The sequence below is a fragment of the Halorubrum sp. CSM-61 genome (assembly GCF_003781945.1).
Classification (GTDB): Archaea; Halobacteriota; Halobacteria; order Halobacteriales; family Haloferacaceae; genus Halorubrum.
Genome location: NZ_RJJW01000001.1, coordinates 75,220 through 90,714 on the forward strand (window position 1 = coordinate 75,220; position 15,495 = coordinate 90,714).

Annotated in this window: 14 protein-coding genes; 11 read left to right on the forward strand and 3 right to left on the reverse strand. The window is 60.9% G+C overall.

Annotation, left to right across the window (positions count from 1 at the left end; translation table 11 throughout):
* Positions 1 to 22: 22 nt before the first annotated feature.
* The gene (locus EDM04_RS00370) at positions 23 to 796 is read right to left on the reverse strand and encodes an SDR family NAD(P)-dependent oxidoreductase (RefSeq protein ID WP_123619209.1); all 774 of its coding nucleotides are present in this window, start codon (positions 794 to 796) and stop codon (positions 23 to 25) included.
* A gap of 136 nt (positions 797 to 932) precedes the next feature.
* On the opposite strand from EDM04_RS00370, the gene dgoD reads away from it, so the two are divergent.
* Together dgoD and EDM04_RS00380 are read left to right on the forward strand one after the other, a co-directional pair.
* Complete coding sequence (gene dgoD / locus EDM04_RS00375) at positions 933 to 2,084, forward strand: galactonate dehydratase (protein WP_123619210.1); 1,152 nt, start codon at positions 933 to 935, stop codon at positions 2,082 to 2,084.
* 51 nt (positions 2,085 to 2,135) lie between these two features.
* Positions 2,136 to 3,167, forward strand: coding sequence for an NAD(P)-dependent alcohol dehydrogenase (locus tag EDM04_RS00380; protein WP_123619211.1), 1,032 nt, complete (start codon positions 2,136 to 2,138; stop codon positions 3,165 to 3,167).
* 75 nt (positions 3,168 to 3,242) lie between these two features.
* On the opposite strand, the gene EDM04_RS00385 is transcribed toward EDM04_RS00380, so the two are convergent.
* On the reverse strand, positions 3,243 to 4,007 hold the full coding sequence (locus tag EDM04_RS00385; protein ID WP_123619212.1) for an IclR family transcriptional regulator: 765 nt from the start codon (positions 4,005 to 4,007) through the stop codon (positions 3,243 to 3,245).
* A 277-nt stretch (positions 4,008 to 4,284) separates the two neighbouring features.
* On the opposite strand from EDM04_RS00385, the gene EDM04_RS00390 reads away from it, so the two are divergent.
* The 9 genes from EDM04_RS00390 to EDM04_RS00430 all read left to right on the forward strand — a co-directional run bounded on the left by EDM04_RS00390 (position 4,285) and on the right by EDM04_RS00430 (position 14,152).
* On the forward strand, positions 4,285 to 5,307 hold the full coding sequence (locus EDM04_RS00390; protein ID WP_123619213.1) for a zinc-dependent alcohol dehydrogenase family protein: 1,023 nt from the start codon (positions 4,285 to 4,287) through the stop codon (positions 5,305 to 5,307).
* Positions 5,308 to 5,355: 48 nt separating this feature from the next.
* Positions 5,356 to 6,795, forward strand: coding sequence for an extracellular solute-binding protein (locus tag EDM04_RS00395; protein ID WP_123619214.1), 1,440 nt, complete (start codon positions 5,356 to 5,358; stop codon positions 6,793 to 6,795).
* A gap of 45 nt (positions 6,796 to 6,840) precedes the next feature.
* Positions 6,841 to 7,785, forward strand: a complete 945-nt coding sequence (locus EDM04_RS00400; protein ID WP_123619215.1) for a carbohydrate ABC transporter permease — start codon at positions 6,841 to 6,843, stop codon at positions 7,783 to 7,785.
* Entirely contained in the window at positions 7,785 to 8,669 is an 885-nt protein-coding gene (locus EDM04_RS00405) for a carbohydrate ABC transporter permease (RefSeq protein WP_123619216.1), read from the forward strand. Before EDM04_RS00400 ends, EDM04_RS00405 begins: the two co-directional genes overlap by 1 nt.
* Before the next feature lie 97 nt (positions 8,670 to 8,766).
* Complete coding sequence (locus tag EDM04_RS00410) at positions 8,767 to 9,942, forward strand: ABC transporter ATP-binding protein (protein ID WP_123619217.1); 1,176 nt, start codon at positions 8,767 to 8,769, stop codon at positions 9,940 to 9,942.
* Positions 9,943 to 9,953: 11 nt separating this feature from the next.
* Positions 9,954 to 11,219 (forward strand): AGE family epimerase/isomerase, encoded by a 1,266-nt coding sequence (locus tag EDM04_RS00415; RefSeq protein ID WP_123619218.1) that lies wholly within the window; start codon positions 9,954 to 9,956, stop codon positions 11,217 to 11,219.
* Between the two features lie 14 nt (positions 11,220 to 11,233).
* Complete coding sequence (locus tag EDM04_RS00420) at positions 11,234 to 12,178, forward strand: mannonate dehydratase (protein WP_241154827.1); 945 nt, start codon at positions 11,234 to 11,236, stop codon at positions 12,176 to 12,178.
* A 39-nt stretch (positions 12,179 to 12,217) separates the two neighbouring features.
* Positions 12,218 to 13,102 carry an NAD(P)-dependent oxidoreductase gene (locus tag EDM04_RS00425; protein ID WP_123619219.1) on the forward strand — a complete coding sequence of 295 codons (885 nt, stop codon included), beginning with the start codon at positions 12,218 to 12,220 and terminating at the stop codon, positions 13,100 to 13,102.
* Positions 13,103 to 13,108: 6 nt separating this feature from the next.
* Positions 13,109 to 14,152, forward strand: a complete 1,044-nt coding sequence (locus tag EDM04_RS00430) for a lactonase family protein (protein WP_123619220.1) — start codon at positions 13,109 to 13,111, stop codon at positions 14,150 to 14,152.
* An 846-nt stretch (positions 14,153 to 14,998) separates the two neighbouring features.
* Here the strand turns inward: EDM04_RS00430 and EDM04_RS00435 are convergent.
* Positions 14,999 to 15,418 (reverse strand): thioredoxin family protein, encoded by a 420-nt coding sequence (locus tag EDM04_RS00435; RefSeq protein WP_123619221.1) that lies wholly within the window; start codon positions 15,416 to 15,418, stop codon positions 14,999 to 15,001.
* Positions 15,419 to 15,495: the final 77 nt, after the last annotated feature.

Consider the following 15,495-nt stretch of genomic DNA (forward strand, 5'->3'; position numbering starts at 1 on the left):
TTCTCCACTTTCGGGTGTCGTCCTACCTGGATGTGTATCCTCCGTCCATCACGACCGTCGATCCGGTCATATACGACGATGCATTCGAAGCGAGATATCCGACCAGCTCACGAAGCTCTTCGGGACGGCCGAGCCGACCCATGGGCACGTTTTCCAGCCAGGTCTCCTCCATCTCCGGGTTCTCTTCGAGGACCTCGTCCACGAGCTCGGTCCGCATGTACCCCGGTGCGATCGCGTTCACTCGAACTCCGCGATCCCCCCACTCAACGGCCAACGACTTAGTCAGCATGGAGACGCCGGCTTTTGTGGTGTTGTAGCTGGCCTGTTTCTGCGGAACGTTCACGTCTATCCCCGACATCGACGCGATATTGACGATTCGTCCCCCGTCGCGGTTTAACATTTGTTGACCGACATGCTTCGCGCAGAGGAAGACGCCGTCAAGGTTGACGGCGACGACCCGCTGCCACGAATCGAGCGTGGTCTCTTCCGCCGGCGAGTTCTCAACGATACCTGCGTTGTTGACCAACACGTCGATCGGTCCGAGAGCGTCGGTGACCTCCTCGACCATGTTCTCGACGGACGTCTCATCCGTCACGTCGACCTCAGTAGCAATTACGTCGGTCTCGCCGTCGAACTCCGCGGCGGTCCGTTCCGCCTTTTCGACGTTTAGATCGGCAATTGCGACGTCTGCCCCCAATTCAGCAAGCCCGCCCGCCATCTCTTTACCGAGACCCTGTGCTGCACCCGTGACGATAGCCGTCTCTCCTTCCAGAGAGAATCGCTCTGGCAGACTCATGCGAACGCCGGGACAGTCTCAATCATTGGTTATAAATCTATGTCCTCACATAGAGACGGACTCTTTCTCGACACCTCCACTCTAAACGGCGGTCTAAACCCTGTATTTCAAATACTATCGTATATATGCAACAATCATGAATATCGTTGACTACGAACTATTCGCTGTTCCCCCGCGGTGGTTGCTCTTGAGGTTAGAAACGGACGAGGGAATCGTCGGGTGGGGAGAGCCCATCGTCCAGGGGAGGCTGGAAACGGTTCGAACCGCGGTATCAGAACTCGTGGAGGGACACCTCCTCCAAGAAAATCCGCTTCGGACGGCGTACCACTGGCAGAAAATGTATCAAAGCGCCTACTTCCGCGGAGGACCCGTGTTAATGAGCGCGCTCTCCGGTATCGATCAGGCCCTTTGGGACATAAAAGGGCGATATCACGACGTGCCCGTCCACGAGCTTCTCGGCGGACACGTCCGCGACCGAATGCTCGTGTACAAATGGATCGGCGGCAACAACGCCAACGAGCTCGCGCAAGTGTCCATCCAATGCAGGGAGCAGGGTTACCGGGCGTTCAAAACGAACCTGCCGAACGAAGTCTATCCGATATCGGCGCCCGTGCAGACCGATCAGATCGTCGATCAAGTCGCCGCGATCCGGAATACGGTCGGTGACGAAGCACTCGTCGGCTTCGACTTCCACGGCCGCGTCTCGAAGCCCACGGCGCTCAACCTCATACAGAAGCTCGAATCGTATAATCTAGCGTTCATCGATCAACCGTTGCCACCGGAACAGATAGACGGGTTCAAGACGCTCAGCGATCGCACCACGATCCCCCTATCGACGGGCGAGCGGCTCTATTCTCGCTACGATTTCAAACCGCTGTTCACGAACGACGCGGTCTCGATAATCCAACCGGACGTTTCTCACGTCGGTGGGATCACCGAGATGTCGAAACTCGCTTCGTTGGCCGAGGTCTTCGACGTGTCCGTCGTTCCGCACTGTCCGTTAGGTCCGGTCGCGCTCGCTGCGAGCCTTCAGGTCGGATTCAGCTCGCCGAGCGTCGTGCTCCAAGAGCAGGACCTCGAGGTTCACGATCCCGAATCGAGCCAGTGGCTCACCTACTTAGAGGATCCGACCGTGTTTGAGTTCGAAGACGGATACATTGAGCGGCTGACCGAGCCGGGTCTCGGCATCGAGGTCGATGAAGACGAGATTCGGAAGAAGGCCCAGACACACGTCAACTGGCACAGCCCGATTTGGCACCACGAGGACGGTAGCCTCGCCGAATGGTGATCTGACACCACCTCACAAACTTATTACTATCCGTCCGGAATAGGGTGCACGATGCGAACTGCAGTACTCACAGAGGCCCTTCAGTTCGAGCTAGAGAATCGTTCACAACCGTCACTCGGCGCGAACGATGTCTTGGTCGCGGTAAGAGACGTCGGGATTTGCGGGTCTGACGTCCACTATTACGAACACGGACGAATCGGTGACTACGTCGTCGAGAGCCCGATCGTGTTAGGCCACGAGAGCGCCGGTGAGGTCGTTGAAACGGGCGCGAACATATCCGGGCTCGAATCCGGGGATCGGGTCACTCTCGAACCCGGCGTGCCGTGCCGTCGGTGTGCGCACTGTAAACGCGGTGACTACCACCTCTGTGAGGAGGTCGAGTTTATGGCCACGCCCCCGCATGACGGGGCCTTTTCCGAGTTCGTCGCTTGGCCTGCGGATTACGTCTATGAGCTTCCAGAGACCGTCTCCACAAAGGAGGGGGCGCTCTGTGAGCCCCTTTCTGTCGGTATCCACGCTTGTCGCCGGGGTGACGTCGGGACGGGCGATTCAGTGCTCATTGCCGGGGCCGGTCCGATCGGATTGCTGGCGATGGAGACGGCCCGAGCCGCGGGCGCCACCGACGTGATCGTGACCGACGTCATCGATGCGAAGCTCGCATTTGCGGAAGAGCGCGGTGCGGATCGCACCGTTAACGTGGCGAACGAGTCGCTCCCTGAGGCCGTTGACGAGTATACTGATGGGACGGGCGTCGACGTGGTCATCGAGGCGTCCGGTGCGAAGCCGTCCGTCGAATCTACCCTCGATGTCGTTCGGCGAGGTGGAACGATCGTCCTCGTCGGACTCGCCGACGAGGCCACCGTTCCATTCGACGTCCTCGACGTAATTGACAACGAGCTCGATATCCACGGCTCATTTCGGTATAAGAACACGTACCAAGCAGCCGTCGACCTGCTAAAGACGGAGGCGGTTGACGTGGAGGGAATCATCGATTTCGAGAGTCCCCTCGAGGACATCGACGACGCCTTCCAGCGTGCCACGGAACCGGAGGTAGTGAAAGGTATGATCTCTTTCGACGCGTAATATTCTATAGAAGTAGGTATCTCCTCCGTGTGAGCCGATCTGGGTTTTCGGGTTCGTCGAGTTCGGGGTATCCAGTCATCCCGATAACTCGATCTCGATGGACTTCGCAGTACTGATGACTTGGCCGGTGATGTCTTCTTCGAGATACCTCCCACTCAGTCTTCCACTCGGTCCGCAGACCCCGATAGCCATCCGCGGCCCGCGCTCGTTTTGCTCGATCGCTGTGGCGACTCCGATCATGTCCGAGAATTGTTCGCCTCTGGAAAACGATATCCCGCTATCACGGATCGTCCGAAGTTCTGAATGGAGCGTTTCGGAGATCGTTATCGTTTCGTTGGTCAGCCGATTGAGCCCGTGTTCTTCGATGATATCGTCGACACGGTCCCTGTCCATGGAGGCGAGAATAGCCTTTCCGGGCGCATTGACGTGGAGTGGTATTTGGCTCCCACAGGTGTAATCGGGCATCCACGAATTCGTCCCCAACGCGATATAGACGCAGACGCCATGCCCGTTCTCCTCGATGAACAGCGTCGAAACTTCGCCAGTCACCCGGGCGAGGTTCTCCACGTGGTGTCTCACCTCCGTGAACTCGGTCAACCGTTTCCGCGCCCCTTCTCCGAGACTGAGTAATCCAAACGACGGTACGTATTTCCGGTCCTGTTTCTTCACGTAGCCCAGGTCAGAAAGCGTACTAAGGTGGGTGTACACGACTCCTTTCGATAGCCCAACTGCATCCGAAAGCTCGGTGACGCCCATCGGGTGGTCGGCGTTCAGTAAGCGATCCAAGATCTGGAACGAGTTGATCGTCGCTTGAACCCTTTTCCCGTTGTCCCCAGACATCTGTGCTTCGTGTGGACTAGTTACACACACATAGTTTTTGTTCTTCATCGCAAAACGCTGTCCTATTTTGAGATCTGTGATGGTCGTATAATTCCGTCATGAACGACCAAACGCCCCGTGTATCTAACGAATAATTATGTGCGTATAGATCGTTTTTCTCTAGCGAACAATCCTTTCCCTTCGATATCGGGTGTTTGAACCCCTCTACCTCTATAGTAGCGTTCCCGAGCAGTACATTTATATATGGGATTGTTGTGTCACGGGATGTCGCAGATCGATGAAAACTGCTACGCTAACTGACGCTCAAACGGTAACCATCGACGACGTGGAAAAGCCGGAACCCGATCCCGGCGAACTGCTCGTCGAAGTGCGCGTGTGCGGCGTCTGTACGACCGACTTGCACATGTACAGCGGCAACCTCACCGTCGATTATCCGCTGGTACCGGGCCACGAGAGCGCCGGTGAGGTCGTCGCGGTCGGTGGCGAAACGAACGACTTCCAGCCGGGAGACCGAGTAGCGATCAATCCGTCGGTCCCGTGTAACGAATGTCGGGCCTGTAAGTCCGGCCGTGAGAACCTCTGTCACGACCTCACGTCGATCGGCGGGGCGGCCACGCACATCATCGACGGTGCATTCGCGGAATACGTGACCGTCCCCGTCGGTAATGCCGAGCGGATCGGCGAGCTCGACTACCGGACGGCGTCGTTCGCGGAACCGCTCGGCTGCGTTATCAACGGGATCGACCAGACCGGTCTGTCCAGCGGTGAAACGGCCGTCGTCATCGGCGGGGGGTTCATCGGCCAACTGCTCGTCCAGATGCTCCGGGCGAGCGGCGCCGGGACGATCGTCCTCTCGGAACCGATCGCGGAGCGGCGCGAGCTCGGTCTCGAGGTCGGCGCCGACTACGTCGTGGATCCAACGGATGAGGACCTGTCAGCGGCCGTTTCGGATCTCGTCGATACCGTCGACATCGCCATCGAGGCCGTTGGATTTCCGGAAACGATCGAACAGGCCACGGACCTGGCGGGACCGGGAGGGCGCACACTCGTCTTCGGTATTCCACCCGAAGACGCCACCGTCGAAATCTCCCCGTCGAACCTCTTTTTCGACGAAAGAGAGATCGTCGGGAGCTACTCCCTCACGCCGGATGCGTTTGCGAGGGCGGTGACACTCCTTCAAAACGACCGGATCGACGTCGACTCGCTCGTTACCGACGAGTTCGAACTCGACGGGCTCGAGACGGCGTTCGAGGAGATGGAGTCCCGAGAGGGACTCAAAAAGGTAATATACCCGAACTAGTAGTATCAGACAGAACACAAACACACCGACGACACAACCACCACATCAATGACAAAAAAACTTGATCGGCGGAAGTTCATCGAAACGGCTGCAGGCACCGCACTGGCGACGAGCATTGCAGGCTGCACTCGCGGCGGCGAACAGGACAACAGCGGCGGAGATGGCAACAGCGGCGGAGATGGAAATTCGAGTGATGACGGGAGTGACGGCTCCGATGAACTCGCTATCCCGCTTGCGGAGTACGAGAACGCGGATATCGATTGGAGACAGTTCGAAGGCACGAAAGTCAACGTTAGCGCGGTCCAGCATCCGTGGGTTGATGCTATTCAGCCCGCGGTCCCCGTGTTTGAGGAGCTGACGGGAATCGATGTCGAGTGGAATATTCTTCCCGAACAGCAGTTCCGCACGCAGCGTCAGACAGACGTGAGTACTGGTGCTGGCCAGTTTGACGTCTTCTTCATGGACCAGGTTGTCAACCAGTTCCGGGAAGAGGGCTGGCTCCAGACGCTCGACGAGTTCTTCGATGACGAGAGCCTCTACGACGAGAGCTGGTGGAAACCGGACGATCTCTTCGAGTCCTCGCGACTGCAGGCTCACGGTGGCGGGTACACCGATCAGTGGACCGGGATTCCGATCACCGTCGAGGTGCAGACGCAGTTCTACCGGACGGACTTGTACGAGAAACACGGGCTCTCGGTCGCGGAGGACCTCGAGACCTTCGTCGAGAACGCGAAAACGATCCACGAAAACGAGTCCGAGGTCGTCGGTACCGTCGGTCGCGGCCAACAGGGGTACGGGATGAACATCTACATCCTCAACACCTTCCTTCGCCAGAACGGTGCCGAACTCTGGACCGACTTCCCAGACGATTCCGGCCTCGACACGGACGGAGTCATCAACGCGGCGGAGTGGTACACCGATCTGCTCCAGAGTTACGGTCCGGACGGAGCCTCCACGCAGAACTGGTCAGAGGTCCTGTCGACGATGCAGGAGGGGCGAGCCGGCCACATCGTCGCCGACGCGAACCTGTTCTGGCCCGACCTGACTGGCGAGGACTCGGACATGGGCGACTCGATCGGCATCGCGAAGGTCCCATCACCGGCCGACGGCGAGTTCGGACCGAACGCCTACAACTGGCAGATCTCGACGTCGAAGAACGCCGAGAACTCGGAACAGGGCTTCCTGTTCATGCTTTGGGCCTCCTCGCAGCCGACGAACACGTGGATGCACCTCGAGAACGAGGCCGCGTTTTCGGTGCGTCAGTCGGTCTGGGAGAACGACGAGTTCCGGTCCCGCGTCGGCGAAGACTTCGCACAGGTCACCCTCGAATCGCTCCAAGAGGCGAAGCCGGACCCGTTCGACCGCAAGTATCCCGAGTGGGGACAGCGCTACTCCGAAGAGCTCCAGCGAGCGATCAACGGCCAGATCTCGGCCGAAGAGGCGATGGTCCAGGCCGCGGAGAACGCCGAAGCCATCTACGACGAGTGACGTAGCCATGTCTGGTACCGCATACAAAAATTCGGTCACAGGCCAATGAGCACACCTGAACAAACCCAAAAAAAAACTGAGCCAACGCGGGAGGCGAGCAACGGTAGGCTGAGCCAGCTGTGGAACGACTACCTCCCGTACTGGTTCGTCGCACCGATGGTAGTGGTGATGGTGCTGATCACCTTCTTCCCCGGTGCGTACGACCTCTATCTCAGCGTCATCGCTGAGCCCACGGTGAACATCTTCGAGGCCGAATTCGTCGGCCTGAGTAACTACCGAACCGCGTTCTCGCGCGGCGGCGTGATCCACTCGTTCGGCATTACGATCACCGTGGTCGCGAGCGCCCTGTTGCTCGAGAGCCTCCTCGGGTTCTTCCTCGCGGCGCTCGTTAGCGGCGTGGATTCCTCCCGGATGAAGTCGTTCTACCGGGTCTTGTTCATCGTCCCGATGGCGGTCGCGCCCGTCTCGCTCGCGACGATCGGCCGCATTATGCTCAACAACGAGATCGGCGTCATTCCGTATCTGATAGAGGCGGCTACGCCGTTCTCCGCACCGGTGTTCCTCTCGGAGATCCCGCTGTTAACCGTGATTCTGCTGGACACGTGGAACTGGACGCCGTTCATGTTCATCATCTTCTACGCCGGCCTCTCCTCGGTTCCGAAAACGCTGATCGAGGCGTCGAAAGTTGACGGAGCGCCGCTGTGGCGGCGCTATATCCACATCATCATCCCGTACATGAAGCCGGTCGTCTTCGTCGCCGTCCTCATCCGGATGATCGACTTATTCCGCACCTTCGGCGTCGTCTACGGCCTGACCCAGGGCGGGCCGGGGACGGCGACGCAGCTCGTGAGCATCAACATCTACGAGCAGATGTTCATCAACAACGCACCGGGAGTCGCAGCGGCCATCGCGATCATCTACCTCGTCTTCGTGGTGGCGATCGCGAACATCGTCATCGCGAAGGTCGGCTTCGAGGGGGTGTGGGACTGATGGCGGCAGACGACGCGTCCTTCGACGCGGAGAACGGCTCCCAGCGGTTGGACAAGGACACGAAGGAGTCGCTCGTTCGAGTCGTTCGCCACGGCGTCCTCTTAGGCTGGTCGTTTGTCGTTCTGTTCCCGCTCTACTGGCTGGCGTCGATGTCGCTGAAACCGCCGGGAGTGGCGAACCAGCTTCCCCCCGAGTGGGTCTTCCTCCCGACGGTGTACAACTACATACAGCTTGTCCAAGACGGGGAGTTCCTCGCGGCGTTCGCCAACAGCCTCATCATGGTCGGAGCGTCGGTGATTCTCGTTCTGATCATCGGCGTGCCCGCCGCGTACGTCCTCTCGCGGTACGATCTCCCGATGGAGCGGGACATCCTCGTGTGGATCCTCTCCTCACGGATGCTCCCGCCGATCGCGGTCGTTCTCCCCTTCTTCGTCATCTTCCGGGCCCTGAACCTGTTCGACACCCGGATCGGCATGGTGTTCATGTACGTGAGCATCAACATCTCTCTGGTCGTGTGGGTGATGAAGGCGTTCTTCGACGGGATTCCCGAGACGCTCGAGGAGGCTGCTCGCGTCGACGGCGCGACGCAGTTCCAAGGGTTCACCAAGGTCGTTCTTCCGGCGGCGAAGCCGGGGATATTCTCGGTCGCCATTATCAGCTTCATCTTCGCGTGGATCGAGCTGCTCTTCGGCTTAGTGCTCACGAGCTTCGAGTCCGTCCCGGTGACGCTGTTCGTGTACTCGTTCATCGGGTCTCGATCCATCGAATGGGGGATGCTCGCGGCCGCCTCGATGGCGATGATCCTCCCCGTCGTCGTCTTCCTGATAGTGGTGAACAAGTACCTGGCGGCCGGCCTCAGCTTCGGTGTGGTGATCAAGGAATGAACACGCTTTCAACCGAGAACTCGGAACGCAACGGCGTACAGCCCGCTAACGAACCCCTTGCGGCGGGGATCAACGGCCGCACTACGGAGGGACACTAATGGCCCGAATTACGCTAGACGACGTGACGAAACGGTTCGGAGACGAAGGCGAGTCGATCATCGCCGTCGACGACGTCTCACTGGAGATGAAAGACGGCGAATTCATGGTCTTCGTCGGACCGTCGGGGAGCGGGAAATCGACGCTCATGCGGATCGTCGCCGGACTCGAAACGCAGAGCGAGGGCGACGTCCTCATCGATGACACGGTAGTCAACCAACTCGGGCCGCGTGCGCGGGACATCGCGATGGTGTTCCAGAACTACGCGCTGTACCCGAACATGACCGTCGAGGAGAACATGTCGTTCGGACTGAAGATGTCGACGGAGATGCCCGAAGACGAGATCGAAGAGACGGTTACGTCGACCGCGGAGATGATGGGCATCTCGGACTTGCTGGACAATAAACCGGGAGAGCTCTCGGGCGGCCAGCAACAGCGCGTCGCGCTCGGCCGCGCGATCGTCCGCGATCCGAACGTGTTCCTCATGGACGAGCCCCTGTCGAACCTCGACGCGAAGCTCCGAACGGAGATGCGGACGGAGATCAACCGCCTCCAACACGACCTCGGGGTGACCACGCTGTACGTCACACACGATCAGACCGAAGCGATGACGATGGGGGACCGTCTCGTCGTCCTGAACTACGGCGAACTCCAGCAGGTCGGAACCCCGCTCGAGTGTTTCTACCGGCCCGCCAACCGGTTCGTCGCGGGCTTTATCGGATCGCCGTCGATGAACTTTTTCGGCAGGAAGGTCGAGGATGACACGTTGCAGTGTGACGGCTTCGAGTACGAACTCACGGAGCCGATGCGCGAGAGCGTTGGCGATCACAAGCGAGTGGAGCTCGGTATTCGGCCGGAAGACGTGGAACTCCACGACTCGCCGGTCGACGGGAACGATTTCGAGGTCGTCGTCGACGTCGTCGAGCCGATGGGCAGTATCGCGTACGTGTATTGCCGGGCCGCCGGACAGGAATCGGACGAGACGTTCGTCGTCGAAGCGGACGGCAAGCGCGCGATCAGCGAAGATCAGTCGTTCTACGCACACATCCCCCCGATGGACGCCCACCTCTTCGACGTCGTCACCGGCGAAACGATCCATCAACGCGAGCTCGACGGGGACCTCGGGGTCACCGCCGACGAACGCGAACAGAGCGCCGACGTGAGCCCGAACTCGTAGCGTCAGTCACCATGAGCGATTTTACCGCGGCGAGCCACCGGGGCCGACTGCTCGCTACGCTCCGGGTACAGTACCCGGACGTGCTCGCTAGCAACGGGTTCCGGCTGCTCCATCCGACGTCGGGGGACCACTACACGGGGCGCCAGCGGCATCTGGTCGCGACGTGTCGGTCGATCTCGAACTTCGCCGTCGGATCCCTCGCAGACGGCCCGGAGTGGTGTCTCGACGCCGCGAAACACGGGATATCGTTCCTTCGACGGGCGCATCACGCGGCCGACGGAGAGGGGTACCATCTCGTCGCCGACGCGGACGGCGAGCCGGTCGACCGGACGCGATCGGCGTACGGTCACGCGTTCGTGCTCCTCGCGTACGCCCGCGCGACCGAGGCCGGAATCGACGGGGCCGAAGACCGCCTCGCGGCGGTCCACGAGTTGATCGAGGACCGGTTCCGCGACGAGGCCGGCATGCTCAGGAGCGACTGCTCGCCCGAGTGGGCCGAACGGGAGCCGTACCGCGGTCAAAACGCGAACATGCACGCCTGTGAAGCGTATCTCGCCGCCTACGAGGCCACTCGAGACGAAGCGTATCTCGATCGCGCACGCCACCTCGCACGCACGATCACGGTGGATCTCGCTGCCGAGACGGAGGGGTTGTTGTGGGAACACTACACCGCCGACTGGGACCACGACTTCGCGTACAACGCGGACGAACCACGGCACCAGTTCCGTCCGCCGGGATACCAGCCCGGTCACCACGCCGAGTGGGCGAAGTTCCTTGCACTGCTCGATCGGTACGACGACGGGACCACCGACGGTTCGGACGGGGACGCCTCCGCCTCTGCGGGGAGCTGGTACGCCCGCGCGTTGGAACTGTTCGAGGCCGCCGTTGACAACGGCTGGACCGACGGGGGGTTCGTGTACACTCACGACGAAGACGGGGAACCGATCGTGTCCGATCAATACGGCTGGACGCTGGCGGAGGCGATCGGGGCTTCGGCCGCGCTCACCGAACGGGCGCTCGCTCACGGCGACACCGACGCGGCCGAGTGGCTCCGCGATCGAAACCGAGAGTTCATCGAGTGCACCGACAGCTACCGAGGGCCTGCAGGGGTTTGGTACGAAAAGCGACTCCCGGCCGACGAGGGCGGGGAACCCGTCGCTCCGGACCCGCCGGGCGTCGAACCCGACTACCACCCTGTAAGCGCGTTCTACGAGTGCTGGCGCTCTACGCGGGACGTACAGTCTGACCAAACGGCTTATCCACACGGAAACAAATGACGAACCAGTCTGACATGGATCCGACCGTAATGCTCCCGCCGAAGCCGGACCGGCGGTGGACGATCGCAAAACAGCTCGGCTTAGACACCGCCGTCGTTCGGTTCTGGGGCGTCGACGACTGGTGGGAGTACGACACCCTCCAGCGAACGGTCACCCGCTTTTCTGACCACGGCCTCTCGCTGGACGTCGTCGAGGATCGTCCCCCGATGACGAAGACCGTGCTCGGGGAGGACGGTCGCGACGCGGAGATAGAGACCGTCAAAACGCTGATCGAGAACATGGGGCGGCTCGGGATCGACACCTACTGCTGGGTGTGGACGGAGAACCCGCTCGGCGTCATCCGCACGTCCGATTCGCTGCCCGGACGCGGGGACTCACAGCGCATCGGTTACGACCACGAGTGGATGGAGCGAGCTCCCGACCACGAGGCCGCCGACATCTCCGAAGCCGAACTGTGGGAGAACCTGGAGTACTTCCTCGACGAGGTCGTCCCCGTGGCCGAGGAGTACGGGGTCAACCTCGCACTCCACCCCGATGACCCGCCGACCTCGCCGGTCCGCGGGGTCCCGCGGATCGTCCAATCGGTCGACGATTACCGCCGGATCCTCGATCTCCACGACAGCGAGCGTCACGGGGTCACCTTCTGTCAGGGGAACTTCTCGGCGATGGCCGGCGACACGATCGAGGCGATCCGCGAGTTCGGCGACCGGATCCACTTCGTCCACTTCCGCGACGTCGAGGGCGACGAGCGAAACTTCGTCGAGACCTGGCACGACGAGGGGCCGACCGACATGAAGGCCGCCATCGAGGCGTACCGAGAGGTCGGCGTCGATGGACCGATCCGCCCGGACCACGTCCCGCGGATGGTCGGGGAACAGGACCGCGACGACGCCATGGCCGGCTACACGGACATGGGGCGGCTGTTCGCTATCGGGTACCTCAAGGGACTGCTGGAGTAGCACCGACTCGACGACCGCGAAATACGAACGACACAACCGATGACTCTCGACACGATCGCCGTCACGGGCGGTAACGGAAAAATCGGCGAAGCGATCCTCAACCACCTCTCCGATCACGGCTACGAGACGGCGAACATCTCTCGCGGGAAGCGACGCGAGGAGGTCTCGGACACCTACGTCACCACCGATTTACTCGACGCGGGCGAGACGTACGGCGCCGTCGCGAAGACGGACGCAGACGCCGTGATCCACATGGGGACGATACCGGACCCCTATCGCACACCGGACTTCCGCACCTACGAGAGCAGCGTGATGTCCGCAGCGCACGTGCTCGAAGCGGCCGACTCGCTCGACGTCGAGTCCGTCGTGCTCCCCTCCAGTATCAACGCGCTGGGGAGCGAACACCAGGCTCGGCCGGCGGACGTACGGTACCTCCCGATCGACGAAGCCCATCCGCGCACGCCCGACGACCCGTACGGGATCGCGAAGCACGCGATGGAAGTTACCGCCGACGGGTTCGGTCGCCGGCCCTCCTCCGACTTAACGATCGCGTCGCTCCGGTACCCGTGGGTCACGACCGACGAGGAGATGCGTGAGTATTTCGTAGAGCCGGATCGATCGCTGGAGGCGCTCCACGATGTGCATTCCGCGACCGGTCGGGACGTGCTGTTCTCGTACCTCGCGATCGAAGACGGAGCGCGGATCGCCCGGAAGGCCGCGGAAGCGGCGTTCGAGGGCCACGAAGTGTTCTGGGCGGTCGCGGGCGACACGACGGCCGACGCGCCGACTTCCGAGGTCGTCGACGAGTTCTTCCCAGAGGCGTCGGTCAACCAATCGTTTTCGGGACACGAGACGATCGTCGATCTCTCGAAGGGAAAGGAGCTGCTCGACTGGGAGCCCGAAATCAGCTGGCGGGACCTGTAACACCTCATGAGCGAGTCAACGCTTGCCGTCGTCGGATCATACACTCAAGAGGGAGGTGACGGGCTCTCCACGTACCGCGTTACCGGCGGATCGCTCACGTCGTGTGACTCCGCCTACGAGGAAAACCCCTCTTTCGTCGACAGCCATCCCACCGAGGACATCTTTCTGGCGGTGAACGAGCGGGAAGACGGATCGGCGGTCAGCTATCGCGTCGATCGGCGGGACGGGTCGCTTCACCGCCTCGATTCGACGGAGACCGGTGGGGCCGGCCCCTGCCACGTCGCAGTCGGTCCGCGCGGGGAGTACGCCGTCGTCTCGCACTACGATGGCGGTTCAGTCGGACTGTTGTCGGTTGCTCCGGACGGGTCGCTTGCGGGTCCGCTGCATGTGCGTGAACACGAGGGAACCGGTCCGAACACCGACCGGCAGACCGCCCCCCATCCACATTCAGCGTGGTTCGTCACTGACTCGCTCGTGTACGTCCCCGATCTCGGCGCCGATCGAGTGGTGGTCTACGAACTCGATCGAAACGCGGAGCGGCTCGATCCGCTGCCTGACGCGAGTTTCGACTGCCCACCCGGTTCCGGGCCGCGACACATCGCTTTCCACCCGTCCGAGCCCGTGGGGTATCTCGTGAACGAACTCCGTCCGTCCCTTTCGGTGCTCGATCTGTCCGAACCTGAGCGCCCCGCTATCGATCAAACCCACTCGACGCTGCCGGCGGCCGCGGACCCGACGGAGACGATAGCGGCGGACGTTCACGTCCATCCCGCTGGCACGCACGTGACGGTCTCGAACAGGGGCCACGACTCGCTCGCGACGTTCGCTGCGGAGCAATCACCGCTGGATCTCGTCCGTACCGATGTCACCGAAACCGGAGGAACGTGTCCGCGGAACTTCGCGATTCATCCGGACGGAACGCGGATCTACGTTTGTCATCTACAGAGCGATGACATCACACCGTTCACGGTCGATCCGAAGACCGGAGGCCCAGACAGGGCTGAAACACGGATAAAAGTCGGCGCTCCAGCCTGTCTTCACTTCATGTGATCGGATGGGTTCCTCTGAGTGAGAGGACGTCGCTAGAGTCCAGCAATCTGTAACTCCCTGAAGACCTTAATAGAGTCACCTCACGGTAGGCAGAGACAATCACTCGTCCCGATTCTGATCATCGACCCGTTCACCTACGAGCCAGAGAATCAGTCATGATCGTCTAATCATAATTCATAGATAATATACGATTCACAGATAATTTGGTGTTGAATGGGTTCCAACTTCCCTATTAACTGGCTACAGTAGAGCGATCGTTAGCTGAGAACTGATTCGGTTTCGGAACCCCCTGTCGTTTGTACGTCTGAGATTTGTCTTCCAACGAACCGGGTCACCGAACGCCCCATCGCATAGGTTTCGGATGTTTCGACTCTCATTCGCGGTTTCTCTCCCGGCGTTACAAATTATGGAAACCGGTGGTCAGTTTGCTATTTTTATAACAGAACTGTGTGGTATATACCAGATTTTCCAATCAATCACATGTGAAATCGGGGTCGTCTGCGACAATAGCGCTGAAGTGGACGGCTTCGTCGGCAGGAACGATCGCGTTATCCGGGTGGTGGTAACTGAAGCGTCAATTCCAACGGACGCCGGAGGTTCGGAGTCGTGATTCTGTCGTCGTCGGCCCCGCACTTATAAATATATGAAATCGAGTATATTCGGTGTGTTGTATTTCTACGGACACTTTCATGGCATCACGATTTCTCCGGCGATCGATTTGGAATCGGAGCGAGATTCGCGAGGATGTACCTGTGGGATTTCCGCCCGCATCGACGAGAATGCCGCGCATAAGACTCCACCCGGCGTCGTGCGGGTCGCTCCGGGCGAAACTGTTACCGAGCCGCCTCAGGCCCGAACGTCCACGCCTGCAAGCTCACGCGCGAGGAACTCCGCGATCGACACGTCCGCCTCCTCGACGAACCGCGCGACCTCCTCGCCGTCGGGAGTCACGACGACGACCGTCGGGATCAGCTCGATCCCGTACTCCTCGACGCCCTCGCCCTCCTTGCCGTCCGGGCCCTTCGTCACCGGGAACTCCTCGATCCGGTCGTCGGGGACGCCGGCCGCGTCGAGCGCCGCGCCGAACGCCGGCAGCTGTCGCTGACAGTCGCCGCACCAGTCGCCGCCCCACACCTTGAACCGGTAGTCGTGGCTCCCGAGCGCGTCGAGCACGGCGGGGTCGAGCTCGTCGGCGTCCGGGGAATCGGAGGCGTCGACGTCATCGGCGGCGTCGTCGAAGTCGGGATCGAGCGTTTCGAGCGTCATACCCGCACCTACGCCGGCGACGCTTGTAAACGCCGCGTCGGTGGCAACCGGTCGGCACGGGACCGGCGGGCGTCCCC

Coding starts and splice junctions, on each gene's coding strand:
- EDM04_RS00400 (WP_123619215.1), top strand. CDS start 6,841: ATGAGCACACCTGAACAAACCCAAAAAAAAACTGAGCCAACGCGGGAG.
- EDM04_RS00425 (WP_123619219.1), top strand. CDS start 12,218: ATGACTCTCGACACGATCGCCGTCACGGGCGGTAACGGAAAAATCGGC.
- EDM04_RS00430 (WP_123619220.1), top strand. CDS start 13,109: ATGAGCGAGTCAACGCTTGCCGTCGTCGGATCATACACTCAAGAGGGA.
- EDM04_RS00420 (WP_241154827.1), top strand. CDS start 11,234: ATGGATCCGACCGTAATGCTCCCGCCGAAGCCGGACCGGCGGTGGACG.
- EDM04_RS00370 (WP_123619209.1), bottom strand. CDS start 796: ATGAGTCTGCCAGAGCGATTCTCTCTGGAAGGAGAGACGGCTATCGTC.
- EDM04_RS00435 (WP_123619221.1), bottom strand. CDS start 15,418: ATGACGCTCGAAACGCTCGATCCCGACTTCGACGACGCCGCCGATGAC.
- EDM04_RS00395 (WP_123619214.1), top strand. CDS start 5,356: ATGACAAAAAAACTTGATCGGCGGAAGTTCATCGAAACGGCTGCAGGC.
- EDM04_RS00410 (WP_123619217.1), top strand. CDS start 8,767: ATGGCCCGAATTACGCTAGACGACGTGACGAAACGGTTCGGAGACGAA.
- dgoD (WP_123619210.1), top strand. CDS start 933: ATGAATATCGTTGACTACGAACTATTCGCTGTTCCCCCGCGGTGGTTG.
- EDM04_RS00415 (WP_123619218.1), top strand. CDS start 9,954: ATGAGCGATTTTACCGCGGCGAGCCACCGGGGCCGACTGCTCGCTACG.
- EDM04_RS00405 (WP_123619216.1), top strand. CDS start 7,785: ATGGCGGCAGACGACGCGTCCTTCGACGCGGAGAACGGCTCCCAGCGG.
- EDM04_RS00380 (WP_123619211.1), top strand. CDS start 2,136: ATGCGAACTGCAGTACTCACAGAGGCCCTTCAGTTCGAGCTAGAGAAT.
- EDM04_RS00385 (WP_123619212.1), bottom strand. CDS start 4,007: ATGTCTGGGGACAACGGGAAAAGGGTTCAAGCGACGATCAACTCGTTC.
- EDM04_RS00390 (WP_123619213.1), top strand. CDS start 4,285: ATGAAAACTGCTACGCTAACTGACGCTCAAACGGTAACCATCGACGAC.